The sequence below is a fragment of the Marinobacter salexigens genome (assembly GCF_018860765.1).
Classification (GTDB): Bacteria; Pseudomonadota; Gammaproteobacteria; order Pseudomonadales; family Oleiphilaceae; genus Marinobacter; species Marinobacter salexigens_A.
Map to the genome: position 1 here is coordinate 637,523 of NZ_JAHKPV010000019.1, position 24,770 is coordinate 662,292.

At 50.6% G+C, this 24,770-nt stretch carries 34 protein-coding genes; 7 read left to right on the top strand and 27 right to left on the bottom strand.

What is annotated here, in order from left to right:
* Nucleotides 1-5 precede the first annotated feature (5 nt).
* The 3 genes from KO508_RS13480 to KO508_RS13490 are packed head-to-tail and all read right to left on the bottom strand — an operon-like array spanning nt 6 to nt 3,189.
* A complete protein-coding gene (locus KO508_RS13480) occupies nt 6-2,054 on the bottom strand; it encodes an FUSC family protein (RefSeq protein ID WP_216008811.1) in 2,049 nt (682 codons plus the stop codon).
* A 13-nt stretch (nt 2,055-2,067) separates the two neighbouring features.
* Nucleotides 2,068-2,952, bottom strand: coding sequence for an efflux RND transporter periplasmic adaptor subunit (locus tag KO508_RS13485; protein WP_216008812.1), 885 nt, complete (start codon nt 2,950-2,952; stop codon nt 2,068-2,070).
* A 9-nt stretch (nt 2,953-2,961) separates the two neighbouring features.
* Nucleotides 2,962-3,189 (bottom strand): DUF1656 domain-containing protein, encoded by a 228-nt coding sequence (locus tag KO508_RS13490; RefSeq protein ID WP_354668031.1) that lies wholly within the window; start codon nt 3,187-3,189, stop codon nt 2,962-2,964.
* Between the two features lie 103 nt (nt 3,190-3,292).
* Here KO508_RS13490 and KO508_RS13495 point away from each other — a divergent pair, with 103 nt between their 5' ends.
* Complete coding sequence (locus KO508_RS13495; RefSeq protein WP_216008813.1) at nt 3,293-4,120, top strand: zinc-dependent peptidase; 828 nt, start codon at nt 3,293-3,295, stop codon at nt 4,118-4,120.
* A gap of 17 nt (nt 4,121-4,137) precedes the next feature.
* Here the strand turns inward: KO508_RS13495 and KO508_RS13500 are convergent, their stop codons facing one another.
* The 3 genes from KO508_RS13500 to KO508_RS13510 all read right to left on the bottom strand — a co-directional run bounded on the left by KO508_RS13500 (nt 4,138) and on the right by KO508_RS13510 (nt 6,763).
* A complete protein-coding gene (locus KO508_RS13500; protein ID WP_200365426.1) occupies nt 4,138-4,836 on the bottom strand; it encodes a crotonase/enoyl-CoA hydratase family protein in 699 nt (232 codons plus the stop codon).
* A 103-nt stretch (nt 4,837-4,939) separates the two neighbouring features.
* On the bottom strand, nt 4,940-6,424 hold the full coding sequence (locus KO508_RS13505; protein WP_216008814.1) for an esterase/lipase family protein: 1,485 nt from the start codon (nt 6,422-6,424) through the stop codon (nt 4,940-4,942).
* Between the two features lie 159 nt (nt 6,425-6,583).
* Nucleotides 6,584-6,763, bottom strand: coding sequence for a hypothetical protein (locus tag KO508_RS13510; RefSeq protein WP_216008815.1), 180 nt, complete (start codon nt 6,761-6,763; stop codon nt 6,584-6,586).
* Between the two features lie 71 nt (nt 6,764-6,834).
* Between KO508_RS13510 and KO508_RS13515 the strand changes: the two genes are divergently transcribed.
* On the top strand, nt 6,835-6,990 hold the full coding sequence (locus KO508_RS13515) for a hypothetical protein (protein WP_216008816.1): 156 nt from the start codon (nt 6,835-6,837) through the stop codon (nt 6,988-6,990).
* 116 nt (nt 6,991-7,106) lie between these two features.
* Here KO508_RS13515 and KO508_RS13520 read toward each other — a convergent pair whose 3' ends face one another.
* On the bottom strand, nt 7,107-8,072 hold the full coding sequence (locus KO508_RS13520; RefSeq protein WP_216008817.1) for a LysR family transcriptional regulator: 966 nt from the start codon (nt 8,070-8,072) through the stop codon (nt 7,107-7,109).
* A gap of 131 nt (nt 8,073-8,203) precedes the next feature.
* On the opposite strand from KO508_RS13520, the gene KO508_RS13525 reads away from it, so the two are divergent.
* The 3 genes from KO508_RS13525 to KO508_RS13535 all read left to right on the top strand — a co-directional run bounded on the left by KO508_RS13525 (nt 8,204) and on the right by KO508_RS13535 (nt 10,393).
* The gene (locus KO508_RS13525; protein WP_216008818.1) at nt 8,204-9,376 is read left to right on the top strand and encodes an MFS transporter; all 1,173 of its coding nucleotides are present in this window, start codon (nt 8,204-8,206) and stop codon (nt 9,374-9,376) included.
* A 65-nt stretch (nt 9,377-9,441) separates the two neighbouring features.
* Nucleotides 9,442-9,999, top strand: coding sequence for a hypothetical protein (locus tag KO508_RS13530; RefSeq protein WP_216008819.1), 558 nt, complete (start codon nt 9,442-9,444; stop codon nt 9,997-9,999).
* Nucleotides 9,992-10,393: a hypothetical protein gene (locus KO508_RS13535; protein ID WP_216008820.1), complete on the top strand. Its 402-nt coding sequence runs from the start codon at nt 9,992-9,994 to the stop codon at nt 10,391-10,393. Before KO508_RS13530 ends, KO508_RS13535 begins: the two co-directional genes overlap by 8 nt.
* A 1,042-nt stretch (nt 10,394-11,435) precedes the next feature.
* Here the strand turns inward: KO508_RS13535 and KO508_RS13540 are convergent.
* Nucleotides 11,436-11,792, bottom strand: a complete 357-nt coding sequence (locus KO508_RS13540; protein WP_216008821.1) for a hypothetical protein — start codon at nt 11,790-11,792, stop codon at nt 11,436-11,438.
* 516 nt (nt 11,793-12,308) lie between these two features.
* Here KO508_RS13540 and KO508_RS13545 point away from each other — a divergent pair.
* Together KO508_RS13545 and ykgO are read left to right on the top strand one after the other, a co-directional pair.
* Complete coding sequence (locus tag KO508_RS13545; protein WP_216008822.1) at nt 12,309-12,560, top strand: type B 50S ribosomal protein L31; 252 nt, start codon at nt 12,309-12,311, stop codon at nt 12,558-12,560.
* Complete coding sequence (ykgO, locus tag KO508_RS13550) at nt 12,560-12,700, top strand: type B 50S ribosomal protein L36 (RefSeq protein WP_216008823.1); 141 nt, start codon at nt 12,560-12,562, stop codon at nt 12,698-12,700. Before KO508_RS13545 ends, ykgO begins: the two co-directional genes overlap by 1 nt.
* Nucleotides 12,701-12,841: 141 nt before the next feature.
* Here the strand turns inward: ykgO and KO508_RS13555 are convergent, their stop codons facing one another.
* From KO508_RS13555 to KO508_RS13645, 19 genes are all read right to left on the bottom strand, one after another.
* Nucleotides 12,842-13,366 (bottom strand): hypothetical protein, encoded by a 525-nt coding sequence (locus KO508_RS13555; protein WP_252738101.1) that lies wholly within the window; start codon nt 13,364-13,366, stop codon nt 12,842-12,844.
* A 518-nt stretch (nt 13,367-13,884) separates the two neighbouring features.
* Entirely contained in the window at nt 13,885-14,388 is a 504-nt protein-coding gene (gene def, locus KO508_RS13560; RefSeq protein ID WP_216008824.1) for a peptide deformylase, read from the bottom strand.
* Nucleotides 14,389-14,503: 115 nt separating this feature from the next.
* Complete coding sequence (locus tag KO508_RS13565; protein WP_216008825.1) at nt 14,504-14,992, bottom strand: hypothetical protein; 489 nt, start codon at nt 14,990-14,992, stop codon at nt 14,504-14,506.
* Between the two features lie 32 nt (nt 14,993-15,024).
* Entirely contained in the window at nt 15,025-15,345 is a 321-nt protein-coding gene (locus tag KO508_RS13570) for a DUF2834 domain-containing protein (RefSeq protein ID WP_216008826.1), read from the bottom strand.
* A gap of 66 nt (nt 15,346-15,411) precedes the next feature.
* Nucleotides 15,412-16,233: a hypothetical protein gene (locus KO508_RS13575; RefSeq protein WP_216008827.1), complete on the bottom strand. Its 822-nt coding sequence runs from the start codon at nt 16,231-16,233 to the stop codon at nt 15,412-15,414.
* A gap of 109 nt (nt 16,234-16,342) precedes the next feature.
* Nucleotides 16,343-16,717 carry a hypothetical protein gene (locus KO508_RS13580; RefSeq protein WP_216008828.1) on the bottom strand — a complete coding sequence of 125 codons (375 nt, stop codon included), beginning with the start codon at nt 16,715-16,717 and terminating at the stop codon, nt 16,343-16,345.
* A gap of 121 nt (nt 16,718-16,838) precedes the next feature.
* Entirely contained in the window at nt 16,839-17,126 is a 288-nt protein-coding gene (locus tag KO508_RS13585; protein ID WP_200205372.1) for a helix-turn-helix domain-containing protein, read from the bottom strand.
* On the bottom strand, nt 17,119-17,430 hold the full coding sequence (locus KO508_RS13590; protein ID WP_083394839.1) for a type II toxin-antitoxin system RelE/ParE family toxin: 312 nt from the start codon (nt 17,428-17,430) through the stop codon (nt 17,119-17,121). Before KO508_RS13590 ends, KO508_RS13585 begins: the two co-directional genes overlap by 8 nt.
* Before the next feature lie 116 nt (nt 17,431-17,546).
* Nucleotides 17,547-17,945 (bottom strand): GFA family protein, encoded by a 399-nt coding sequence (locus tag KO508_RS13595; protein WP_216008829.1) that lies wholly within the window; start codon nt 17,943-17,945, stop codon nt 17,547-17,549.
* Between the two features lie 78 nt (nt 17,946-18,023).
* Nucleotides 18,024-18,746 (bottom strand): hypothetical protein, encoded by a 723-nt coding sequence (locus KO508_RS13600; protein WP_216008830.1) that lies wholly within the window; start codon nt 18,744-18,746, stop codon nt 18,024-18,026.
* A 124-nt stretch (nt 18,747-18,870) separates the two neighbouring features.
* Nucleotides 18,871-19,146 (bottom strand): hypothetical protein, encoded by a 276-nt coding sequence (locus KO508_RS13605; protein ID WP_216008831.1) that lies wholly within the window; start codon nt 19,144-19,146, stop codon nt 18,871-18,873.
* 86 nt (nt 19,147-19,232) lie between these two features.
* Complete coding sequence (locus KO508_RS13610) at nt 19,233-19,790, bottom strand: hypothetical protein (protein ID WP_216008832.1); 558 nt, start codon at nt 19,788-19,790, stop codon at nt 19,233-19,235.
* Nucleotides 19,791-19,876: 86 nt separating this feature from the next.
* On the bottom strand, nt 19,877-20,485 hold the full coding sequence (locus KO508_RS13615; protein WP_216008833.1) for a hypothetical protein: 609 nt from the start codon (nt 20,483-20,485) through the stop codon (nt 19,877-19,879).
* An 86-nt stretch (nt 20,486-20,571) separates the two neighbouring features.
* Complete coding sequence (locus KO508_RS13620) at nt 20,572-20,883, bottom strand: hypothetical protein (protein ID WP_216008834.1); 312 nt, start codon at nt 20,881-20,883, stop codon at nt 20,572-20,574.
* Nucleotides 20,884-21,683: 800 nt separating this feature from the next.
* Nucleotides 21,684-22,526, bottom strand: coding sequence for an IS3 family transposase (locus KO508_RS13625; RefSeq protein ID WP_252738102.1), 843 nt, complete (start codon nt 22,524-22,526; stop codon nt 21,684-21,686).
* An 11-nt stretch (nt 22,527-22,537) separates the two neighbouring features.
* Nucleotides 22,538-22,846, bottom strand: coding sequence for a transposase (locus KO508_RS13630; RefSeq protein ID WP_216008835.1), 309 nt, complete (start codon nt 22,844-22,846; stop codon nt 22,538-22,540).
* Between the two features lie 94 nt (nt 22,847-22,940).
* A complete protein-coding gene (locus KO508_RS13635; RefSeq protein WP_216008836.1) occupies nt 22,941-23,663 on the bottom strand; it encodes a hypothetical protein in 723 nt (240 codons plus the stop codon).
* 160 nt (nt 23,664-23,823) lie between these two features.
* Entirely contained in the window at nt 23,824-24,225 is a 402-nt protein-coding gene (locus tag KO508_RS13640) for a nucleotidyltransferase domain-containing protein (protein ID WP_216008837.1), read from the bottom strand.
* 92 nt (nt 24,226-24,317) lie between these two features.
* Complete coding sequence (locus KO508_RS13645; protein ID WP_216008838.1) at nt 24,318-24,734, bottom strand: GNAT family N-acetyltransferase; 417 nt, start codon at nt 24,732-24,734, stop codon at nt 24,318-24,320.
* Nucleotides 24,735-24,770: the final 36 nt, after the last annotated feature.

A 24,770-nucleotide genomic window follows, 5' to 3' on the forward strand; every position in this document is an offset into this window, starting at 1 on the left:
AATATTCAAGCATGATGAAAGGTTTTCGCCGTCCGCTCAAACGTCAAAGCCATACGCTCGAACATGCCTTCAATAGTTGCCGTTTGTGCATCTGGCTCTTTGGCTTCGTAGACAGCTCTTAACAGCCCGGCGCTGGCTTCTCTGAACCGAGAGTTCATAGTGCCACGCGCACTCATCAAATAGGTATCTGCCAGCACCCGCTGCCATTCAGAGAGCTTTGCATCCACTGATGCATTTCGATGATTTTTGATCCGCCGACGCAAGCGGATAGACATGTGCCCTATATTGAGCCCCGTAAAGCCCAAGTCCGTCATAACGCGGCTTGAGTTACCCGATGCCTGATCATAATTTGCAAGCCGAAGCAGGCGTTCTCCCATACGCCCGTTAAACCAGTTTTCGGGACGACGTTGAAAATCAATGGCGGTTAGGTCACGCGCCGTGGCCTTAAGCAGCCGGCGCTGCATCGTTTGGCCATCCAAAGGTGTGATCAATTTGAACACCCAATAAAGAATACTAATGCCTACAAAAAGCCCTAACGCATTACTGGTTGCAACCTCGGTATTAAACGTCATGTGGTTGCTCGGCTGAATGATAAGTGTAAAGGGAATACAGAAACCCAGCCCATACGGCAGGGTCGGCCGCTCGGCAAGCGCCAGCAGGCCCATAAAAAAGGGGCCAGCAAGCACCAGCACCAACATTTCAAAGTCTCCGCTGCTTTTCGACAACAGGCCCAGCCCGAAAAATAATGCTGTGGGAATCGCCACCACAACTCCGAGCAACAAATGCCGTAACATAACGGTAAGCACCACCAACGAAAATCGGGCAAACATCACCGAAAACACTACAGGCATGATCATCAACATAATGGCCGCCTGACTACCTGTACTTAACCAGATAGTTGCCCCAATCACGAATACGACCGCGGTTCGAAAGCCGTTAACCACGCCTATCAATGGGTCCCTATGGGTTTTCAACTTGGAAGCTTTGAGCAATGTCTGGTCACGGTTTTCCAGTGCATTGTAGGCACGCAAGACCATAACCAGATCTGCTACTAGCTCCACTGCCGTTTGGCTAAGGCGGTTTACGATAGCGGCCTCATTCACATAAGCGGCTTTGTGCTCTAGAAGCGCTCGCCTCAATTCCTGAGCCTGACGGTAAGACTCGTCATAGCTATCGGCCTCTGCGATTGCAATGAAGAGCGTTCTCATATCTGCCAACAGCCTGCCGAATGCAGGGGAAACCAAATCCGGATGATTTCGTGGAAAGCGCCCCATAATCTGGGTGACTGCCAGCAGAGACATCACCTTGTTACAAAGCAGGTTAGCCGCTCGGCTGCGCCCCGCTCCTTCCGGCCCTTCATAGGCAACCGCGCTGGAATCATCGTTCAAAACAACTAGGGTTTCGAGAATCTGATCGGCGAGTTGATGTCGCTGTTCATGGGTACTGTTGGAGTCCAACTCCAGCGAGAGATACTCAAGCGTATCGTTGATCACATTGCGGGAATGAAGGCGAAGGCTGTCTTTTACGGTCACCGGCCACAACAACTTGCTAACCAACATAGCGCAGAGGGCGCCCACTGCTATTTCACTGATTCGGGATTGGGCAATTTCAAAGACTGCGCGGCCGTCGGCGGCACTTGGATCGGCCATAACCATGATGATCACCAAACCAGCCGTCATGCCCGACATGGCATAGGCATAGATAAAATTGGTGTTGTGCACCATGGAAGACGCAGCAGAATTCAAACCAATCCAAAGCGTGAGACAGGCTAACGCGAGTAGCGGATAAGGCATAAAAAACGCGAGGATGAGAATGCCCACGCCACCGCCCACCACAGAACCGGAAATTTGGCAAAGAGCCTTTTCAATAACCAGTCCGCTTTCCGGGCGAATCTGTAAGAAAACAGCGGAAACCAGCGCCCAGTAGGGGCGGTCAAGCTGCAGGTACATAGAGACAAACAAGGCGAGCACCATGGATATCACCCCTTTCAAGGCAAATACCGCGCTCTGCTTGTTTGGCGTTAGGAGCTGGGCCAGTAGCGGAGGGAGCGTCATAGTGGCCACTTGGTTACTCGTCTTCCGGAGTTCTGTCCGCATCAGTTTCCAAATAGATGGAAACTGTCATTCCAGCGCTAATGATCACATCATCCGGGAGAGGGTCGAGGGCTATATCCACCGGGATCCGTTGGGCAAGGCGCACCCAGTTGAAGGCTTGCTGCACTTGCGGCAGCATCTGGCTATCACTACTGGTATTTGAATCCGCAATACCACGGGAAATGCTGACCACTTTGCCGCTCAGTTTTTTACCGCCAGAAAGTAGAGTAATCCGGGCCTTCTGCCCAACGTGCACCATTTGCAGCTTGGTTTCTTCAAAATATCCGGTTACGTAAAAGGAGTCGCTTTGAATCAGCGATAACACCGGAGCCCCCCGAGATACATAATTGCCCCGGCGCAGAGTGAGGTTATTAACAATGCCGGTTTCCGGGGCCACTATCTTTGACCGCTCCAAATCAATCCGGGCAGTGTAGAGCTCGGCTTGGGCAAGTTGATAACTAGCTTTGGCTGTCTCGGCACGAATACGGTATGCCTCAAGACTTTCTTCACTAATGGATTGGCGATCCGCCATACGCTGCCGCCGTTCATATTGGTGTTGAGCGAGATCCCAGCCAGTTCGCTCTTGAGCGAGCCGAGCGCTGCTCTCTGCGAACCTTGCCCGGTAGCGGGTATCATCAATGGCAAACAGCGGATCACCTTTACGAACTAACAGGTTATTTTTTACATTCACATCTGTTACCCAGCCGGACACATCGGGCGCAATAGTGACGACATCCGCGCGAATGCGCCCGTCCCGTGTCCAGGGCGAGTAGAGATAGTGATCCCACACCCAAGTCCCGGCAACAATGGCAACCACCACCACGAATAATGTCAGTCCAATACGCGCAAGCTTTCCCATGAATGCCCTTTAGTCCCCGAACAAATAAACAATAGCGGCCAGATAACAGACGAAGATGGCCACATCAAACCAAGCTTCCTTCCAGATATAGCGGCGCAGGCTAAAATAGTGCAAAACAAGCCGCGTAGAGGCGGCTAGAATAAAGGCCATAGGCACCAGCACCACAAAGGGGCTGAAAAGCATTCCACCAATACTCATTTCGTGAAGCATAACATCCTTACTATCAGCTCTTGCCACTGTGAATCGCTGCCAAGTGTTTGATCATAGGTGCCGTTTAAGCAATTGGCCAGTACGCATGTGCTAGAGTACCGGCTGTATTTACGACACGAGTTTACTCAGGATGTCCTCCGCTACTGTCTTTGCTGTCTTCGCCGTTATTTTCATCGCACTGGCTGCGTTCTATCTGTTTTTCTACCGCTCCTGGCGGCGAGATCGGGAGCTGAGACAACCTTTCCCGAAAGCTTGGCGCAAACACCTTCAGACAACAGTACCCCTATACCGCCTACTCTCGAAACAGCTTCAAAAAACACTGGAGAATCAGATTCAGCTATTCCTTGCCGAAAAAAACTTCTATGGGTGCGACGGATTTGAAATAAACGATCGTGTGCGGGTAGCAATAGCCGGGCACGCTTGCCTTTTGACAGTCATGCGCTCGTACAGTGACTACAACGAAGTGCGCAGCATTCTTGTTTACCCGGATGTGTATCGAGTACAAGCGCAGGAGCGCGATGGGATGGTGGTTGGCGTGAGCGACCAAGTCCGGGCCGGAGAGGCCTCATCGCTGGGGCAAGTTGTGTTGGCGTGGGCGGAATGCGAAAACGGCGCCATGCTATCGGGTAGTCCACACAATGTGATTCTTCACGAATTTGCACACCAGTTAGACTATCTGGATGGATCCGCCGACGGTGCGCCGCCCCTTAGTGGCGAGCATGCCGAAGAGTGGCAACAAACCATGACCATAGCCTATGACAACCTGCGCCACTCCCTGCGGCATCGCCGCAAAAGCTGGCTTGACCCCTACGGCGCCACAAAGCCAGCTGAGTTCTTTGCGGTGCTAACAGAAACGTTTTATCAGCAGCCACATCACCTGAAAGAGCACCAGCCAGCGGTATACGATCTACTTAGCACTTTCTACCGGATAGATCCCGGCGAGTTGCCCCAGAGCTAACTCGCCGAAATTGGCTTTTAGGCATTAATGCCTAAGTTCTCCGAGTCTTTCTTGATGCTTTGATCCAGCAGCTCAAGGTAGCCCGCCTTTGTTTTCACCTTGGTCTGGGCGTGCGCTCTCATATTTAGCTTGCGGAAGCCTTGCGCCAGTTCATTCGCACGGTTCATAAGCTGTTCTGGAGCAACCACTTCATCCAAGTAGCCGGCTTCCACAGCGCCTTCCGGGCTATAGATTTCAGCGTTGATAACCGAGCGATAGAAATGCGCGGGCGCCAAGCGGTGTCGCGCAATTTCGATACCTGCATGATGCATGGTCATACCAATGGCCACTTCATTAAGACCTAGCTTGAAGCTGCCTTCAATGCCCACCCGGTAGTCCACCGACAGCATGATAAACGCGCCCTTTGCAATGGCATGGCCACTGCATGCGCCAATAATCGGTAGAGGGAACGCGGCTAAACGCCGAGTAAAGGTTGAGCCTACGGTAACCAGAGCTTCAGCTTCTTTCATGCCTTTTTGCATTTCTTTCAAATCGTAGCCGGCAGAGAATATTCCCGGTTGGCCGGTCAGGATAACCACGGCTTTGTCTTGTTCAGCCTGATCAAGAGCTTTATTGAGCTGTTCGAATACCTGATGGCTCAGAGCATTCGCTTTCCCGTTATTGATGGCAATTGTCGCGACACCGTCGTTCAGTGTGTAGGTTACTAAGTCGGTCACCGGCGTTTCCTCGTGGTGGAGATAAGTCTGATTTCGCAGAACTTTGCCAGCTTATGCTGGCCGCCACAAATTATTCTTCGCCAAAACCCGTTTCATTTGCGCCTCAGCCGTTACGCCGCTGGAGTGTCATCCGCAATTGGGCGCTAAAACCTTTCTTTGACGACAGAGGAATAAGAAAGCTCTCACCCTCAAGCTCGGCTTTGCTTCCTCCCCGCTCACTCCACTGCTCATCCGTGGTTACATAGCGCAGATTCCAGCTATCTCCAGCTGGGGTCATTTTGAGGGTGAGCGTGTCACGATATAAGTACTCCCCTTCCACCCTATGTTCTGTCCAAAGCGCACCGTCAACAAAGTAATCCGTTGCGGATACCGCAAGTTCAACTGTCATCACCATCGTTCGCCCCCGCTCAACGGTAATCTTTGAGCTATCAAGAAAGGTGGAGAACAACATGGGGGAGCGGGCGGAATTCAGCCCGGCTTTTTTCGGCTTCATCATTTCGTCAAATTTTCGCAAAACCGCACTGAAGGTTTCCTTGCGCCTTTCCGTCAGCCGGAAACTGCGCGCTCCTCTGGGTGATACAGTGGCCTCGAAGTAATAGGAGGCGCGAACCCTGCGGCCTTCTTTGCGCGCTTTCTCGACAGATGGCGGCAATGGTAAGGATTCCACATCCATCACACCGTCTACACGCACATCCCCAAACAGAAACCGCACGAGGTTTTGGTAGCCGTCCTCAGAATTAACAATGCCGTAGGGACCACTGTGGCTGCGGTATACGAACGCTCTGGGTGCCCCTTGAATACTGGCATTTTCTATAGCCACCAGACCGTCACTCATCTTGCCCGCTAACCACTTCGAGACACCTCTGGCAGCGCCGTAATCTTGCTGATTGGTTCCGACCAGACAAAAAAACCGGTCCGGATCAAACTTACCATCGAGGGAGTCTACCCGTTCGGGCTTGCCATCGAACCCAAGATACTCCGCCATGGTTGCGCGATTAAAGTTGTTGATATCCCAAAGTCCCAGAAACGCAGGCACATTGATCCCGGCCATTTCTATGCCATTGTGCGGCGTAGCATAGGTAAACACCTTATCCACCATTTTCCGTACGGCTGGCGTACTGATTCCGCCATTCTGCAAAAGGCAACGGCACGCTAGGCCACCCATAGAATGCGCTACAAGGTTCACCCGAAACTCCGCCCGGAGTGCTGCATCATCACCGCATAGGTGATCTCGAATATTGAGTATCAAGTCCCCTAACTGCAGTGCTGCAGCAGGAATGGATAGCGGCTTGCCCTCACCAAAATCCCTATCTGCTTGGTCATAGTAACGATAGATAACAACGGTTTTCTGAGTAATCTCCCGGTCTACCTCGGCACCATCGGAAAACGCATCGGTGTAACCGTAATCCTTCATTAAGCGCATCATTGGCGATTCGAATACTTGTTTGTAGACGGTTCCATCCCATGATTGGCGCACCTTTGTAGCGCCTAGATTGAAGCCCATATAGGGCATGGATACGGTATCGGCTATTTCGCTGGCGGTCATGGCATAGCCACGAACATAAATGATGGGGTTAAACTGATTCATGAGACGTGCATCCTTTCAGGCTGATCCCAGCCTAGATGCATGCGATATTCGTTCCGGACGGTTCTTTATGCGGTAGAAGCGAGCACTTGCGTAAAGCTATCTCAAGCGGCCTGAAAGGAAGTGTAAAAAAGGCTGACGAGCGCAAGCCCAGAAATCCCTTTAAAAAAAGTAGTAACGAACGATCTGAGCAATAATCAGCACCGCAACCAACGGGAAAATAAAACGCGATAGGTTACCGCTGCTCCGCCCATCGTCTTTCGGGGCATACTTTTCCACAAGGGGCAGCACCACAGTCAGAGTCACAAATAAAACAGCAAGAATAATCAGTAGTGCTTTCATCGACTTTCTCCTTGGCTATCCATTTTCAGCACGCTACTTTTCATTACTGGAGGATAACGGATATCAGCCTTGTGAAAACAGCAGTTCTGGCATTCAGCCCTCTTGTGTCAGCCAGCGCCTCATACGCCGGAGGCCCCCATCATGCGCGTCTGGAGCTGGTTACCTATACGCCCGACACCGACTGGTACGAAGGCTTGGTCATGTTCAAATGTAGCGCTTCGCACTGAGATTTTGTTCACCGGCGATTTTGCCTCTAGCGTTTTTCTCCAACGCTCTTGCTCGAGTTGCTACTTATCTATGTATTCCGACAATGTCTGATTGATTACTCAGCCTTTTGAAGCGGCTACTGGTCACGGCGATCCGTCAGCGGAGCCCAGCTTTCCGCCCAGGTGTGGTTGGCACCTTCGCCCCGGTCAGCCAGTGCGCCGCTCAAAAAGTCGATGAACACACGGACCTTAGCGGGCAAGTAGTCACGTTTGGGATAGATGACGAACACGCCGTTGCCCGGTTCCGGAGGGCGGAAGTATGGGTAGAGTGACACCAGAGCGCCACTGTCCAGCCTCTCTTTGGCGAGGAAATGGGGCAGTTGGGCAAATCCAAGGCCGTCCTCGCACATGTACGCCATTGCCTCACCATCATCTGTTAAGTAACGGCGTTCCAGCTCATAGGGCAAATACTCCCCCGTTTCATCTGGCAGGAAGATCGGCTGTAACTGCTGGGTTTCCTTGATGCGAAAGCCAATCCATGGATGCGCATGAAAGTCTTCCCGGCAACGGGGCGTACCGTGCTCCTCCAGATACTGGGGCGAGGCGCAAACCAGAAAATCCATCGGGCTAAGGCGCCTTGCCACCAGACGGCTATCCTTCACGTAGCCAGTGCGCAACGCCAAATCAATGTCGTTGTCGATGATATCCACATGCAGGTCGTTGATCTCCAACTCCAGCCGAATGTCCGGGTACTGAAGACAGAACGCCCGCAATAAGGGGCGCAGGTAGAGGTGACCGTAACAGACGGCAGAACTGATACGCAGGGTGCCGCTGGGTGAACGGTTGATCTGCTTGAGCTCCTCTTCGCAGCCGGAGAGGTCCTGCATCGTCTTCCGTACCGTATCAGCGTAGCGCTCGCCCGCCGCGGTAATTCTAAGCTGCCGGGTTGAGCGCTGGAAGAGCGTCAGCCCCAACTCTGCCTCGAGCCTACTAATGGCCTTGCTGACAGTGGACGGGTCACTGCCGCACATCCTTGCCGCTGCCGCAAAACTGCCACCATCACAGGTGGCAATAAAAATTTCCAGAGACCGTAATTTATCCATCGCCCTAGTATAGCAACAATGAATCATGAATAAGATTCACGACTCTTTGGGACGCCTGGCCGATTCTCCCGGAATTTCAAACGCCTAGAATTTGCTGGGTGTCCGATGACAAACCTATTTGGGGGAAAATCTTGAAACACCGTCTGTTAAATCAAATACCCGCCACCAGCACTCTGGCTTACTGCCTTGTGGCATTTGTTGCCATGGCAGGCCTTGCCTATATTAACTTCCTGCCCGGTGTCGTCAGTGCGCTGGCAGGTGGTATCGGATTCAGTGATGCTCAAGCCGGGCAGATCGTTGCACTGAACGGGTATGGCGGTCTGCTGGGCAGTGCCGTTGCAATCTTCCTGATATCCCGAGTGCCATGGCAATACGCCATGATGGCATGTCTGGCGCTGCTGACCGTCGCTGATCTGGGCACGGCCTGGGTGGCCAGCTACCCGATGCTCCTTGGCTGGCGTTTTGGCGCCGGCGTGCTGGGCGGGCTCTGTGTCGGTACCGGGTTTGCAGTGATCGCGCGTTTGAACAACCCCGACCGAGCGTTCGGCTTACTTCTGTTCGTACAGTTCAGTCTGGGGTCTGTTGTTATCTACCTGTTGCCCGGTCTGGAAACCTCCCTAGGTGCCCACGCTGTGTTCTATGTGATGGCTGCTCTGGCTTTCGTGAGTCTAGTGCTTCTGCCGTTCTTGCCCGCCCTGCGCGCAAAAAGCACCTCAGCAGCACGAACCGGCCCACTGCCGGGCAACGCGGCGTTACTGCTGCTGGCGATTTTCGGCTATCAGGCTGCCGCCAGCGGGATCTGGGCCTACGTGGGACTGATCGGTCGTGATGCCGGTCTGGCCGCCGAGACAGTCAGCCAGTATATCGCCGCCACCGGATTGCTGGGGCTGCTGGGCGCCATGCTCCCGGTGATCAGTGGTAACCGTTTTGGCCGGCTTTACTGGGTAACCGCTGGGATGGCCATGTCGATCGCAGCCGCAGTCCTGTTGAGCTATGCCCAGAGCACGGCACTTTACGTGGTGGCTATGGCGCTGCTGTTCTTCGCCTGGCCCGCGGTGCAGTCCTTCCTGCTGGCGGTCACCGCGGACATGGACGGCACCGGGCGACTCTCTGCCTTTGCCGGCCTGATTGCCTATGTCGGGTTGGCCTCCGGCCCCTTGTTGGCCGCCAGCCTGCTTGGCAGCGGTAGCTTTGCAATGATGCTCTACAGCTGTGCAGTGATCTTCTTCGCAAGCTTCCTGCTGCTGTTTCGCCCTCTTCAAGCCAGGGAAGCTCGGTTTGAAACGGTATCGCTCTCGAAATAACTGGCCACAATCCAAAACTCCGATTCGTTCAATTTCCAAACAATCCATCAAAGAAGATGACCAACATGATCCGATATCTTTTAAACAGAATGCTGATGACTATGCACCGGCGCTACGACTACGACGTTCGCTACATGCAGGAAATCCTGCAAACCGACCTACCGGCTTTTCTAAAGTACCTGGGCTTTCAGATAATGGCCTCCCATTCCGGGAATATGCCTGCGGAGCAACTGTTTGCCACCAGAATACGCGCCATCATTTGGGACGATTGCGGGCCCTGCACACAACTGGTGGTGAACATGGCACTGGAGGCCAAGGTGAGCCCGGATCGGGTCCGCGCCATAGTGGATCTGGACCTAGACAACCTACCCGAGAACACTGCCCTGGTGGTTCGCTTTACCGAGTTGGTGCTGGCCCACAACCCGGAAGCGGGCGAATTGCGGGAACAGATCCGCGCCCTTTGGGGTACCAAAGGGTTGATCGCCATCGCCTACAGTATCAGCTCCTCCCGGGTCTACCCGGCGTTAAAATACACTCTCGGGTACGGACATGCCTGCAGCCGCGTACAGGTTGACGATCACACTCTGGTACCCAGCCGGTCGACGGAGTCACAGCATGGTTAAGCAACTGATTACCGGGACGGCCGTGGTGCTTGGGCTGGCCTCGCTTACGAACGGCTTTTTTATGCTGGTCGCGCCTGAATCCTGGTATTGGACCGTGCCCGGTGTGCCGGTGAGGGGATCATTCAATCAGCACTTTGTTAGGGACATCGGAATCCAGTACCTGCTGATGGGCGTGGCTTTTATCTATGGCGCCGCGAACAGCCGCCATCGACTATTGCTGTGGTGGCTACCCACCGCCTGGCTGGTCGGCCACGCATTCTTCCACGTATGGGAAGTCGCAGTGGGCTTGTGTGGCCCCAAATACCTGCTCGTAGACTTTGCCGGGGTGACCTTGCCAGCGCTGATAGGTTTTGGTTTGGTTTATGGTCACTACCGGGTAAGGGGGAAAGAGTAACCAGCCACTCTGGTTAGAATGTTGATGGCACTGGCATGTAGGAATAGCGAACAACCTACTTGCCAAAGACCATGTCGCGGATGGGATCAGGTACCGGTGCCATTTCAACCGGTGCTCCCATTACGGGACAGCCTGATAGTCATTCGATTTTGCTAACCAGTTTTGTGGCTCTCCTGCCTGTCGCAGAAAGCTTGTGAACCGCGATAAACTCCCTTGGACCGCCGATTCCATTGCTTTCAGGTGCTGCCACCATAGTAAGACCTTAACACCCGATGACGATGCCTGAAGATGAAGCGGTAAACAGGTGCTAGAACATATGCCAGCATCGGCAACCTGCACTGGAACTCGACGGTATCTGTGATCTGGGGCAACCCCTCATTTACCTTGATGTCTCGACGATGGTGCCACACCCTATTAATTATAGAGCTCGACGACTCCGAAAAACCCCGTTGGCGATCAACGGAGTTAAAAGAGAATGTGTGCCGATCGATGGGAAGGATGCCGAAAAGGAGTATCCAGCTTGAGAAGAGCACCTTGCCCGTAGGCCATTCAAAGATCGGCTTACTTGACCATTCCGAGGGTGCCGTCATGCAGATAATAGGACTCAATTCCCTATTCACACCCTTCATGGTGAGAAGCTCATCGATATCTTCGGGACTGATTTTCAGATTGCTCGATACTTCAAATTTCACTGACGTCTTCCGTGACAGTTAAAGCCAACAAGAAGCGGCGACCCGACAGGGGCGTCCGGTTGACTGCCTTGATACTGATTGAGCCTTCTCCCCAGCCCGGCGGTTACCCGCTAAGCTGGAAGGCGACCAAGCACAACAAGGGAGAAGACTCATTAACTTTTACCATAGCACTCACCGTCATTATTGTGGAATCGATCTACACGCTCGCAGTCTGTACGTCTGCATCCGGGAGAATATTATCGGCTATACGCTGAGGATAAGTACTCATACGCCGCCAGCATGCGGGGCTTTGAAGTGGAGGCGAAGCCGCAACGGAAAAGGCGTCACCGTGCCTGACTTGGTTATGAGCTTTACTCAAAACCGTAATCATCGGTGAATAAGTCCATCTTGCTGGTCACGTACTCCATAATTTCGTCATATTTGGCCTCTTCGATCTTTCCGGCTACTACAAAACAAAAGAGGTATGAGGAAACATAATGGAACTTATACTGATCCTTTGACCGTTCATCACAGACCCAATCCCTTTGTACCTGCTCTTCATTCTCATCCACCATCTCCTGAATTAGAGCAGCATTGTTCATGTTGTTTCTTTTGGAGTAGATCAGCGGCGCAATCATGTAGAGGTTTTGAGCATGAATTTCGCCAATCCTCTCCGCTTCCAAGGCCTCCGCCAGAGAGACTTCTGCTTCCTTAAGCCATTTCTTCATGTTTATCTGGGACCCTTATGGCGCATAATCGGGATAGGGATGCACCTCACGATGTCCCTCCTCCCACATTACCGGGCATACGGATCACGTACCACGGCGATTCAGTGACTTGATTCAATCCGTTACCGTACTGCCAGCTCCCCCCTCTGTCAGCCTAGTTGTCCAGTTGGCGATTTCGCCTGAATTTCATTAGTTGGGGCGGCATGGGAGCATTCATGCCACGTTATTCCGAAGAACGTAAAGCCGCCGTATTGAAGAAGTTGTTGCCTCCGCAGAACCGAAGTGTGGTGTCGACAACAAGGAATGCCCGTACCAGGTAATCGTAAAACCGGCGAAGACTGGGGCACCCACGAAGCTGAGCGTGAAGCCGCAGCCATAAAGGGCGAGCGAAGCGAGCCCACAATCTTTTGTGGGTAGTACACCAAAATCTAGGTGATAATTAATATCATTTAGATTGACGCGCCCACACTGCACTGATATTGTTATGTTATAACATATGATTTAGAGGTAATGATTTTGAAACCCAATATTCACCCTGACTATCAAAAAGTCGTTTTCCACGATACCTCAGCCGATACATATCTTTTGGTGGGCTCAACAATAAAAACCGAGCGCACCATCGACTACAAAGGAAAAGTGTACCCCTATGTCGCTATTGAAATTTCAAGCGTTTCGCATCCGTTTTATACAGGCGAACAACGAGTAACGAAGAAAGATGGTCGTGTTTCTAAATTCAAAAATCGTTTTGGGAACAGGGGGATTAAATAATGAAAGTACTAAGTTTTCTAAAAACTGCAAAAAACCGCCACCCCGACTGCCAAATAGTAAAACGCCGTGGTCGTCTTTATGTGATTTGTAAATCAAATCCGAGGTTCAAAGCTGTGCAAGGAAAAAGCAATAATCGATAGCAGTTTGTAGCCACATGCTGGCGGCCAACGGGTGGAGGGCGACAGCAAACGATCAAGGGTGCCGATGGAGTAATCTGTCGCGGCTTTTTGCGCTTCTTTGCAAAAGAAGCGACAGATTATGGAATCAGGTAGAGCGCCTTGTTAATTGGATACCTCAATGTACCACTTAGGCTTGATACGCCCGAAATCCCGGCGGACGTTTGATTTCAGTGCCTTTTTGGAATCCAGCACCTTTACCTCGCCGTCCTCTCTGACAAACACAACCCAATGCCAGAATTTTTTGCCCTGTTCCGTACGCCATTTAATGGCCATAAGAGCTTTGTCTGGAAGGCGCTCCCAAGACTCGAATGGTGTTTCATTGGGCGACACCGAGATACCGAATTCCCCCAGAAGTTTCCGGACGTGCGCAGTCTCCGACCAGAGGGATGTATCTGCGGCGTAGACGCCCAGAGCGTTCGCCTTTCGCTTGGCCTCGGCATAGCTGACACCCGCGAGAGCAGCGCTTGCAGCAATACCGCAGCCAGTTGCTTCTTCCTGAATGACTGGTTCCATGTCTCTACCAATTAACGCCTGCCAGCATGCGCGGCTGCGGAATGGAGGCGAAACCGCAATGCAGTAGGTGTCGCCGTGACTGGCCTTGTTAGCATCTAGTGCTCCTCGGCCCATTTCCCGTCAACGTTAATAATCTTGCACGGATGTTCAGCTTCGTGTCTTCTATTATTTCTTTGACAATCTATCAAAGAGTTCTCTATCGCGTGCTTTATCGACGTTCTGTTGGACTTCCAAGACCAAGCACCAACATCGGATTGAGCAAAAGCCTTGTGTTCAGTGGCATGGACATATTCCTCCCGATACGACTTTAAGGCTTGATTCGTCATTATCGCGGCCTCTCCAACAGCCTTTTGCTCAAAAGACGGCTCGACGGTTCCGGTTCCGGTTTCGCTTGTGCTCGTTGCTAAAGGAATTGGCTTTTCATAGGTTGCACATCCAACCAGCAAAGCACTAAATACGATGAGGATTCCTGATCTCAAGTCTGACTCCTTGATTGATGCTAACGCCCAATTAAGGGGTGAACAACGCCTCCCCCCAAACCTAAAGCATTGTGCCATAAACACTAAATTTGAAGTAGAAGCAAAAATTCCAAGCGTTGTGAACCCCTCTTAAATTGATTGTTATGAGCGGGGTTAAGATTGCGATTTGACGTACTTCTTAACCTTTTTCATAGCCATTTGACGCTTAAGTGGCGAAAGATAGTCGATAAACAAGTTACCCGATAAATGATCTATTTCGTGCTGCATTACGATGGCTAGAAACTCATCACTTTCGATGGTTATTGGCTTACCTTCGCGATCTAAAGCAGACACAACAACTGAAGTAAAACGCTCTACGTCCGCATAGTAATCAGGAACTGATAAACAACCTTCTTGACCCAATGCTTTATCCGAGCCACTAACCACTTCTGGGTTAACCAAAATTAACGGTTCATCTTGACTTTCTGAAAGGTCGATAATAACAACAGCCTCTTTACGACCAACTTGAGTCGACGCCAAACCGATACCATTGTCAGTCGCATATAGCGTTTCCAACATATCGTCTATTAATGTTTGTACCGTCGTAATATCTTGCACCTTTTCCGCTTTGACCTTAAGCCTTGGATCCGGTGCAGTCAGAATTTCTAAAACTGCCATATTTTCCTTCTAATTCTTGGAAGCTCATAAAGCTTGCAGCATGCGCGCCTACGCAATGGAGCCGAAGGCGCAATGTAGTAGGCGTCGCCGTGCCTGCATTGGTTAAAACCTACCATCAGGAACCTCCGGGGTTAGCCAGCCGCACCGCAACGTTGTTGTGTTGCGATCCAGTTTTATTCTCATGTTTTGAGCCGAAAAGATTGACCCACTGCCCCTGAACCAACACCAACTCTCCGTTGCCAGCACTGCTCCCATTGCTTGTAGTGTAATTGCCAGCATAGTTGAACTGAAATTGGTCGGACGAGCCCATGATTGGCTTGAGTTCATAACCTATGGACAACTCACTGGAAGAGGCAAAGCCTTTATCCTTGCTTGATACGCTAACCCTTAAAAGTCTCGATTCTTCCAGAAAGCTTGGCAATAAATCAGAGGGTAAGCTATCCGATTGTGTAGCCTGACACTCACAATACCGAACCTCCAACACCAGCGGTTTATTGGCGAGATAGTCTTCAGGAGCCGAGTTGTCGGCAAGAGCAATGCTAGGAATCAAGGATAGAAAGAGCAGATTAACCCGCAGAGTAATTTGTGTTGCGATCCGTTGCATGTGACCTCCTGTATTTACGTTTTAACAGCTTGTTATATTTTGCTGGCTTCCGGCTCTCGCCCGCCACGCAGAACCAAATATAGCAGCGGTCCAGCAGATAAAAACACCGCTGTTACAACGAAGAACGGAATGAGATAGCCCAGCCCTTTGCCACGGCTTTTGCCATCCTGGTATATCCAAACACACGCCAAAGCAGCGAGAATGTAGAGGTCAATGACAACCTGGGCTGTGTCCGGGCTGGACATGAGCTGAACGCCAAAAGCTAAAAGCGACTGCTCTGCGCCGGCCATTACCCAAAAGGTAAAGCCCATGAACAGACAGAGAATGATTAGGGGTAAAGTCGATACTCTCATGATCTTCCTTGATTGAGGTTTAAGAAATATAACGCCAAGATCACTCGCTTTTGAAAGCGCTAGCTTTTAAAAGTCGAGTGCATCGTCTTGTTGTACGTTTCCCGAAGTTTCAGATGTGATGCTCCTGATGATGAAGGTGCCGCTGTCGATTGCGTGCCTGATCAACTCCGGGGGACAGGCAGACACACCATGTACATCACTAGCATTTCGCCGAAACGACCCCATAACGTAAGCTGCTTGATTGATGGCACCACGATAGTTTTGCCATAACCTATTAACTTCGTTGCCATCATCGGTCATCTGACCAAATCTGTCTCGATAGACGGGCTCTAAGACCGCAAATGACCGAGACACCCTCTGCTGATATGAGTCGTCATGAGGGTTTCCAAGATCATGTACTGTGTAGAGGTAATTTGTGACTGTGTCTAATCCGCTACATATGGCGGTCATTGCGCCCGAATAATCTCCTTCGCCAAACCGCCGATATGCGGTTCGAAGAAGACCCTTCACTTCCGCAGAAAAATCTTGGACAGCATCATCGACTTGAAAATCCAACGGCCAAAGCTGCCCATCAACTAATTTCCAGCCAAACCTCTGTGCGCAATCTGAGATGCGAGCTTCAAGGTGGCTTTTCTGCTCAAGCATTGCGGCTATAAGATACTGTATTGCCTTGTCAGGATTAGGCTCTTTCGAAATCAAACCATCCAACGCATCAAGAAGCTCTCCTTTTGATGCTCCCTTCGCTGGCAATGACTTCTGTTGGAGGTGCGCCAACTCTTCCACCGGCAATGCAGCAGCCGCGACTACATCCTTTGTCTCATTAAAGGTGAAGCCATCTTTGACTGTTGGCCGAAGCGCACGCCAAACCTTTTTTATATCTGTTTTCATTGCTTACCTTTACGTACAACGCCCAGCTAAGGGGCAAAATTTGATGGCAGTTTTTTTGCGTGTTTTTGCAAAAAAGGTGACAGCATATTTTGTCCGTTTGAGCTGTTTGTTAAGCCATGCAGACGATAAAGAAACGCTTATCATCAATATTCTCTCCAAACCCTATTACCGGATTATCTATTCGTACTGATGAGTCATTGAATGTTTTCGAAAAAGCAGATACCAATGAAAACCCAGAGTCTATCGTTTCTATTTCTGAATATGCTTCAGAAACCTTTAATGCCTCTTTGCCAGGCAATATCTGAAAAAGGCACTCTTCATGTTCTATATCAACACCAATTTTAGCGATTGGCTCTATAGATTCCGTTCCATATATTTCACCGGAATCATCAATTTTTACGGAAAGCACGAACATGTCAAAATCGTCATCGATGACTTCTGACTCTTCAAGTTCATTGATAATACAACCAACATACTTACTCAATGTGCATATTCCTTTGTAGGCTTAACGCTTAGGTAACCGGCACCAGAGCGCCAGCGAAGGGAACCAAAAGCAGGAAGCTTTTGGTGTCCGGTTGACCGTCTGGTTACACCTTGCGACTTACTCAGTGCAGTTGGCTAAAAACTTCCGGATGTTGTTCTGCGATGCGCAACAGCGCAACTGCTGGGCCTTGTGGTTCTCTACGCCCTTGCTCCCAATCCTGTAGAGTGCGCACACTGACCCCCATGAGACCCGCAAAGGCAGACTGAGACATTTTTAGTTTCAGCCGAATAACCTGCGGCGCTGAGGGCTCAGACAACTCTTGAGTTCGCAGCGCCAGATTGCCCTTTTTGAACTGTTTGATTTCATCAAGCCCAGCAAGGATTTCCGCACCAAGATTTCTATCACTCATTTTTGATGGCCTCCGCTATCTGCTTGAGCATGTGCCCAGGAATCGAGGCACGCTCAGATTTACTGTACAACGTCAGCATCCATACTTCGTGGTCAGACTTCTTCCAATAATAAATTGCTCGAATGCCGCCACTCTTGCCCGATCCGGCTGGCGCCCACCGAACCTTGCGAACACCACCAGACCCTTTAATGAGATCGCCTGCATCAGGCTTCTGCAAAAGGTATGTTTGGAGCCCACGATATTCTTCGTCCGTGAGGTAGCTCGGCAACAGCTTGGTGAATGTTGAGGTTTCGATGAATAGCATAGCCAAAATATACGGCAATGCCGTACAAATCTCAAGATTAGCTTAGCGAGGTGTAACGCTGAGCGAAGCGGCGGCCCGTCAGGGACGTCCGCCTTACGCGGCTTGTTATCACTGCCTCAGTCATACTCTGCATGCTGAGGCAGATCATCCGTAATCTCGAACCAAGGTGCCTTGCTGCCCACGAATACGTGGCGCCCTGCTTTTACTCCCGGATCGGTATCGAGTGTTCCGAGTGGAAAGCCGTAGATCTCGAGATTAGCATCGAATTTTGTATAGAGGCTAGAACCGCAGTTTGAGCAAAAGCCCTTGTGCTCACCCGGAGAGGATTCGTAGAACTTCAACAGTTCCTGACCTTTGACGGTGCTCCAGTCCGAGGACTTTACCTTTGCCCGCGTTCTGAACGCTGAGGCATGGAGCTTTCGACACATTGAGCAGTGACAGTGAAGTACATCGGTCAGCGGACCGTTGATTTCGTACTCAATGCCTCCGCAGAGACAACTACCTGTTTGCTTCATTGATGCACCTCCTTGTGTGATAACGCTTAGTTCAGCTGCGGCCGCTGCGCAGCAGTGGACGTCGGCTGGAACGTATGGTTATGAATTTCTATATACCGAATCGAAATTCGAAAATGCGTCTTCAACTCGGTACTTAGTTTCCAAAGCTGCTGCGACCCTTACCGTAGCCTTGAATAAAGGTGCACTGTTTGGGATAGCACAGCTAGCTACGGCTCCCTCTCGCCCATGCTCATCTACTTCATAGCCCGTCACATTGTATGACACCGTTTGCTCCTCCCTGTGCAAAGAAAGGCGAACAGTCTTTGCATATCTATGCCGCTCCTCAATGAAACTGCGATCGCATCCTAACTCCAGAGAGTCGCCAAAAGGCCTAAATAGGTTCGACGTTGCCATCACAAACAACGTCGCAACATCCAAGCCCATTTCGACCTCATCTCTAGAGGGCTTCTTATACTCATGCTCAAGCAAATTACGAGTGAAAGACACCTTTCTCAGAATCGCAGGCATTAGCAGACCTAGCTCTTTCAGACAGTCGATTTTCTTGGGAATATTCCAAGAATAGGCGTCATATCCAAAGGACAGGAGAGCTTGATCCATCTGACAGACTATCGCCCGTTTGGCATTGGTGATGGAGTTAATCGAAGCAGACAGTCCACCAGTTAAAAGATCCTCTTCCGCTTGAACCAGAAATTCAGCTGGCTCAATTTCCATAGGCAAAAGACCGAAAGAACCTCCCAGCGTAGACACCGCGCAGTGTTGGATGTCCATATCCATTTCTTGAAGAAGATCTTTCAAGTCCAAGCCAGAGGCTCCAAAAATTTATAACGCTGAATGTTAAGCGGCGCCTACGGAGCGCAGCGTAGTAGGCGTCCGGCGGACGGCCGCCAGGCCGGTAGCGAACTTGAACGATTGGTTATACATAAGGCTACCACCCCCACCAATGCCAAACCTTGGCTATACCGCGCCAGACACTCCCAAGAATAGACGGGAAAAGTCGCGGGAGCAGCAACGCCAGCACAGCAAAACCCAAGATGGAGAAAATGAGGTAACGACTGCTCAGAAAGCCATCCCAGTATACGGCCAACTCCAAATTGACCCAGAGCCAAACGAATGCTGCCGTTGGGACAGAGAAAAACAGCGAGGCAAAAAGGCTGATCAACCTTATTTCAATTGGCCCATCTTGGCCGCGATTCCTTGCCATAATCTATGAACATTCCTTGTGTATAACGCCTTGGCTTTGCGGCGCACCGGAGCGCCAGCATAGGTGCGTCCGACAACAGCCATTTGTTAGGCTTCGCCACCGAATTGCGGGAACTTGGCCAGATACTGCTGAAGCCCATAATTGCCCTTCAAAATATCAGACTCTTGAAAAAGCTGCTCTAGGTCCAAGATGTCGATTGGATCTTTTCTTGTGTGGGGCCAAGCGGCAAATCCGTATATAACAATCGCTGATCGTGGTTCGATGGGACCAGCTTCGAAGTAGGAAGGCTGGGTGATGCGATCCCTATTGAAGAGCTTTAGGTAAAACTCATGGCGCCAATGCTCTTCGTGTTCCTCAGAGAGACGCTTATATAAAGTTGTCTTTAGCGATCTTCGCAGCGACTTGTATGACTCAATATGCCTTGCTGATGTTAACCAGTTCAGTCGATCAGGTGCAGGCTGTCCGTCCTCTCCTGCGTTCAGCATGAGAGAACGAAATGCTCTTTCTAGCGCTAAGACAGACTCTTTAAAAATCTCTGCGTCGTGAGTGTTTCGCCAAGGCACATAGATGGCCAGAATTGAAACCATCGCCGAGCCAAAGGCTATAGCTGCTGAAATAACGGCAATTTTATCTGTTATCTCCATGGCTACCTCAAGACGCCTAACGCCAGTCATAAACGGCCGAGTGAAACGAGGTCCGGCGACCGAAGGGAGCGAATTTGATGGCTTGGTTATGCGCGCTCTGCACTGAAGCTCTCTCCAATAACGTATGACGCTCCCACTTCAAGCGCTTTCAGCGTGGGATAGGCTATAAACTCTGTGCCAGTCCACCGTTTAGGAATGCTACCCTCAAGAGGATTTACTCGGATTGGATGTTCTTTCAGTGCCTGTAGAATCTTGTCTGCCAATGACCGGGGAAAGCGACCCAGCGTGCCGTACTTAGAAGCAACGATGCCGTCGACCGTAGGGTATAAATTCAAAAACCGGTGCAAATATTCTGCCCTTCCGAATACCTCAATACAGTTACTCAATAGTATTCCCAAAAGACATGCGGGATCACAATGATTTTCTGAAAACATGAGGTCTACTTCGCTTTCCCTATAGGGGATAAGAAGTGCCGACTCTTCGCTAACGGATAGAGTCTCTTCACCAACCGAGGCTATGCGCTCCTCGACTACTCCAGCACATGACACCTCCCAAATTTCAGGCTGTGTTTCTTCGCGCATAGATATGGATAGATTTATGCGCAGGTCGTCCGCATACCAATCGGCGTCGACTATACGAATCAAACCTTCCGCTTCGTCGAATTCCGATTCCAGCCTTCTGAGAAGATATTCCATAGCTACCCTAGTGCATAACGCCAGTGGTAATGGGCGCCAACGGAGCGCAGTGTAGTTGGCGTCCCGTTGACCACCTTGTTAAACGACTATTGCTCAGGTGACGTGCGTTCCTGGATTAAATCTCTGAGCACTGAGATTTGCCCTAATGCCCAGCTAACATGCTGATCTGTGCTGTGGCCGTTTGTAATGTCATAACCCACTGCTGCGCGAATGCTCCAGCATGCGGATGATAGCTTTTCAGCACTATAGCCATCCAACTCATCCTCAAGTGCGTCAAACTCAGCTTTGATCGCTTGCGTTGCAGCATATATGGCTGCCTGCTCAAGGCCGCTGGAAGCATGAGAGGCGAGATTAGCTAAGTCTTCAAGCCGATCCACGATTAAAAGCTGATCATTCATTGCACGCTCCTTGTTGTTTAACGCCGCGCTAAACCGCGCCGGCTCTTTCGGCGTCGGATTTAAGCGCTTTGTTATAGCGGACTTTAGTGCCGCCAAATGAAAAGTATGGCGATACTTAAACCCACTACAACTGATTGATTTTTACGGTGATACTGGAGTTGCACTGAGCGAGGAACGAACGATTGATATTGACGGCCATTCCTTTGCCAAATAGTGCAGCCTTCGATGACCGCGATGTGTTCTAAATAGTACCAGATTTTAACGAAGGCAACTGGTCTGACGTGTGAAGCTTTGGCAGAACAAAACCCTATGCCGCCCTTGAGCTATAACGCCGTTGTTCAGCGGTGCCCTTGTAGCGCAGCGAAAAGGGCATCCGGTGGAGGGCCGTCAGGCCCGGAACGAACTGGAACACTTGGTTAGAGCCGCTGCGGTCATGTGCCATGGATTCCAGCCCTCCATCGCCTGAAGATCAGTAGCGCAAGAAACACGATTGCCGCAACCAAAGCAATGTTCAAAGCTAACCTAGGAAAGGATACCCAAGTCGGATATTCCTGGGGAAGCATGACGGTATAGGAGCGCGGAAATGAAGGTGGATCTTGCTTCTCGACACTCTGCCACACAAACGAAAAAGGGAGACCGTGAGGAATCTTCCCCATTTCAGCTCTACTAAAAACAGTCGCCGGCAAAAGCAGCGACGCCATAACTAGGACAGCTGACAAACATGCACATCCGACAATCTGCTTAGTCATACCACCATTTCCCTGTGGTCTTGGTCCTACCCACGAAAAGTAGACACTCGGTTATGCGCATCTGCGCTCAAATTCTACCGGGCTAATATAGCCCAAGGCAGAGTGTCTTCTCTTCCGGTTATAAAACACTTCGATGTACTCGAAGATAGCCGATTTGGCCGCCCTGATCGAATCGAAACACTCTGCGTAGATCAACTCAACCTTGAGCCTGCTGAAGAACGATTCCATGGGGGCATTATCCCAACAATTCCCCTTCCGACTCATGCTGGGCACACAGTTCCTGGAGCGCAGATAGTCCTGATAGCCCGTTGAGCGGTATTGAACACCTCGGTCTGAATGCACAATCAAGCCGGGAACCACCTCGCGGCGTCCATAGGCCATGCTCAGTGCATCTGTAATCAGCTGCTCCGTCATGCTCGTATCCAGTGACCAACCAACGATCTGACGCGAGAACAAGTCCATCACCGTCGCCAGATATAACCATCGGTCGTTGACCCAGATATAGGTAATATCGGTGGTCCATTTCTGGTTTGGTCGCTCGGCAGCAAACTGACGCCACAACAGGTTGTCGGCGACATTGTTCATCGCCTCTGACGTGCGGCTATATTTAAAAGCCTTGCCATTGCGAGCGCGAATAGACTTCTCCCGCATGATTCCGGCCACGTAATTGACCGAACAAGGAACGCCGGTTTCGGTTAACTCTCTAGCAATGCGAGGGGCTCCATAGCGCGCTTTGAAGCTGGCATACGTTTTCATGATGGCTGACTCCATCTCCGCCCTTCGTTGATCCTTCAAGCTTGTAGGGCGCTGCTTCCAGCGATAATAACCACTGGCCGAGACCTGCATCACCCTGCACATAAGCCGCACGGTATACCACTGACGAAACTGATCCATCAGCGCGTACTTCACTCTTGGGACTTCGCGAAGTACGCAGACACCTTTTTTAGGAACTCGTTCTCCTTCTTCAGGGTATCCATTTCACGCCTGAGCTTGCGCATGGCTTCACTCTCAGCCTTGGAATAATCGACTCCACCAACCGAATTGAACTGCTTGTCTGATAGTCTCTTGAACTGCTGACGCCAGTTGTAAATCTGACCAGGGTGAATTCCCAGTTCGCGTGCCACAGCCGCAGCTGTGTTATCCGGTTGATCAGCTCTGCGAACGGCTTCCCGACGAAACTCTTCGGTATAAGCTTGAGTTTGTTTGCGGCTCATAAAACACCTCCGTGTTAGGGGCTACCCTAACTATAGAAGGTGTCTACTGTTCGTGGGTAACTCGGGTCTCTAACGCTGAACGAAGCGGCGCGTCTCACGCGTCCGCCTTCCGTGACTTGTTAGCTCTTCCTGGTTTATCGGCGTTTAACACAGCATTGATTAACGCCTTATATTCTCCGCTCTTATCAAACTCTCTAATGATGCAATAGACATTTTTCCCGGGAGAAAAATAGAGCTTTTCAAATGTTTCTGAAGATCGACTCTTGGAAACCTTTATGGCTGCCATATAACCAGCCATGTAGAATCTATAATGGTTTACGCCATTATATCGAGTACGATCCGGTGCCAGAATGCCGGTTTTATTTGCCGGCGCATCGAACTTAGACAGGGCAATGGCGAACTCACTATTGTCACCAGAATCTCCGCTCAACAGTAATGCCCTCAATTTTTCCTCAAAAGGGCCCAATTGCACATCATGGAAAATATCGTGTTTTGAGACAGAGGCCCGCCAAAGAACAGATAGAAAAAATAACTTCAGCTTTTCAACGTCGCACTTCCCAAAATTGTATGCGACCGCTCTCCCCCCATCTGATATGTAATTAGCCTCATCGAGTTCTTGGAATAGAAAGTTGTAGCCATAGTCGTCCCATGGAGAAAACATCTGCTCACAATTTTCACAAACAATTTCTTTATCATACGCACCAGTCTGGGAGCGCTTGGGATAGACACCAGCTTTGTCCGTAATGATGCGTGGTATTTGACCATTCTCTTTGAGTGGCTCATAGAAGCTGCGCGGGATGATGTGCGCTTCTATCAACTTCCGATCTTCTCCGCACATCCTGCACTTCATAAGATCATGCTCCCAAAAAAGCTAACGCCTGTAGCAGGCGCAAATATTGTGTTGTGGAGTTTGTGTAAAATGGGCGAAGCCCTTACACAAACGGAGCGACGCAATATTTGTCGCTTGACTACAATTGTTATGCATCCCGGTCCCAGACTTTATAGGCATTGTTCGTAACAATCTTTGCGTCACTAAGATCAAATGCGGCTCCCGCCTCAATTTTTGGGGTAACCCTACTCTTGTACTCGGCGCGCTGCGAATCGATTTCATGCCATTGCCAGTGTTCGAATTGACCAGTTAAGTTGTAATGCTGGCCTTCTAATAGGTACTGCCCGTCAATACCTACCTGAACGATGTCGACGAGTCTAGATCTGGCTTCCCGCTCCTCAACAGCCGAGTTTCGGAAGCATATAAAGTCCCAGTCAGAATCTGGTCGAAACTTGCCATTCGCGCGTGACCCAATAAACCAGACTGACTTAGAGCATGACTCCGCTTTGAGTTGGTCAATTACAGCCTGCACTTTTAGAGGAAATTCCATATTCGACCTATGCATAACGCCAGCAATAAACGGCGGCCCGACAGGGGCGTCCGGTGGAGGCCTATCGGGCCGGAACGAATTTGATTGCCTTGTTAATTGTCAATGGTCACCCCCGCATCCAGAACCCAGCAGCGATCATTATGGGTGTAACCAAGCTGACCATAGTATGAATTGGCTGCCGGTGCTGCGATGAGTATCAATTTGCAGAGTGGCCCCAGTTGCTCTTGGGTCAGTGACTGTAATCGTTTGCCTATGCCAGATTTTTGGTAGCTCTGATGAACTGCCAAATCTGACAGGTAGCAGGCATAGTGGAAATCCGTAACGCTACGAGCTATACCGACCAGCAAATCACCATCCCATGCGCTTACGACGAGATTGGAGTTGGAAACCATCCCCTCCATGCATTCTCGGTCATGGGTTGGCCGACGCTCACCTAGGGTAGAGCTTTCCAACAAACCGATGAACTGGTCAGTGGAAACTGGATAATTCAACTTGAAGCTGACAGTCATACCTCTCCTTGGCAATTAACGCTTGCAGCATGCGCG

Coding starts and splice junctions, on each gene's coding strand:
- KO508_RS13480 (WP_216008811.1), bottom strand. CDS start 2,054: ATGACGCTCCCTCCGCTACTGGCCCAGCTCCTAACGCCAAACAAGCAG.
- KO508_RS13485 (WP_216008812.1), bottom strand. CDS start 2,952: ATGGGAAAGCTTGCGCGTATTGGACTGACATTATTCGTGGTGGTGGTT.
- KO508_RS13495 (WP_216008813.1), top strand. CDS start 3,293: ATGTCCTCCGCTACTGTCTTTGCTGTCTTCGCCGTTATTTTCATCGCA.
- KO508_RS13505 (WP_216008814.1), bottom strand. CDS start 6,424: ATGAATCAGTTTAACCCCATCATTTATGTTCGTGGCTATGCCATGACC.
- KO508_RS13510 (WP_216008815.1), bottom strand. CDS start 6,763: ATGAAAGCACTACTGATTATTCTTGCTGTTTTATTTGTGACTCTGACT.
- KO508_RS13520 (WP_216008817.1), bottom strand. CDS start 8,072: ATGGATAAATTACGGTCTCTGGAAATTTTTATTGCCACCTGTGATGGT.
- KO508_RS13530 (WP_216008819.1), top strand. CDS start 9,442: ATGATCCGATATCTTTTAAACAGAATGCTGATGACTATGCACCGGCGC.
- KO508_RS13535 (WP_216008820.1), top strand. CDS start 9,992: ATGGTTAAGCAACTGATTACCGGGACGGCCGTGGTGCTTGGGCTGGCC.
- KO508_RS13540 (WP_216008821.1), bottom strand. CDS start 11,792: ATGAAGAAATGGCTTAAGGAAGCAGAAGTCTCTCTGGCGGAGGCCTTG.
- ykgO (WP_216008823.1), top strand. CDS start 12,560: ATGAAAGTACTAAGTTTTCTAAAAACTGCAAAAAACCGCCACCCCGAC.
- KO508_RS13555 (WP_252738101.1), bottom strand. CDS start 13,366: ATGGGCCGAGGAGCACTAGATGCTAACAAGGCCAGTCACGGCGACACC.
- def (WP_216008824.1), bottom strand. CDS start 14,388: ATGGCAGTTTTAGAAATTCTGACTGCACCGGATCCAAGGCTTAAGGTC.
- KO508_RS13565 (WP_216008825.1), bottom strand. CDS start 14,992: ATGCAACGGATCGCAACACAAATTACTCTGCGGGTTAATCTGCTCTTT.
- KO508_RS13570 (WP_216008826.1), bottom strand. CDS start 15,345: ATGAGAGTATCGACTTTACCCCTAATCATTCTCTGTCTGTTCATGGGC.
- KO508_RS13575 (WP_216008827.1), bottom strand. CDS start 16,233: ATGAAAACAGATATAAAAAAGGTTTGGCGTGCGCTTCGGCCAACAGTC.
- KO508_RS13585 (WP_200205372.1), bottom strand. CDS start 17,126: ATGAGTGATAGAAATCTTGGTGCGGAAATCCTTGCTGGGCTTGATGAA.
- KO508_RS13590 (WP_083394839.1), bottom strand. CDS start 17,430: ATGCTATTCATCGAAACCTCAACATTCACCAAGCTGTTGCCGAGCTAC.
- KO508_RS13595 (WP_216008829.1), bottom strand. CDS start 17,945: ATGAAGCAAACAGGTAGTTGTCTCTGCGGAGGCATTGAGTACGAAATC.
- KO508_RS13605 (WP_216008831.1), bottom strand. CDS start 19,146: ATGGCAAGGAATCGCGGCCAAGATGGGCCAATTGAAATAAGGTTGATC.
- KO508_RS13610 (WP_216008832.1), bottom strand. CDS start 19,790: ATGGAGATAACAGATAAAATTGCCGTTATTTCAGCAGCTATAGCCTTT.
- KO508_RS13615 (WP_216008833.1), bottom strand. CDS start 20,485: ATGGAATATCTTCTCAGAAGGCTGGAATCGGAATTCGACGAAGCGGAA.
- KO508_RS13620 (WP_216008834.1), bottom strand. CDS start 20,883: ATGAATGATCAGCTTTTAATCGTGGATCGGCTTGAAGACTTAGCTAAT.
- KO508_RS13625 (WP_252738102.1), bottom strand. CDS start 22,526: ATGGATCAGTTTCGTCAGTGGTATACCGTGCGGCTTATGTGCAGGGTG.
- KO508_RS13630 (WP_216008835.1), bottom strand. CDS start 22,846: ATGAGCCGCAAACAAACTCAAGCTTATACCGAAGAGTTTCGTCGGGAA.
- KO508_RS13640 (WP_216008837.1), bottom strand. CDS start 24,225: ATGGAATTTCCTCTAAAAGTGCAGGCTGTAATTGACCAACTCAAAGCG.
- KO508_RS13645 (WP_216008838.1), bottom strand. CDS start 24,734: ATGACTGTCAGCTTCAAGTTGAATTATCCAGTTTCCACTGACCAGTTC.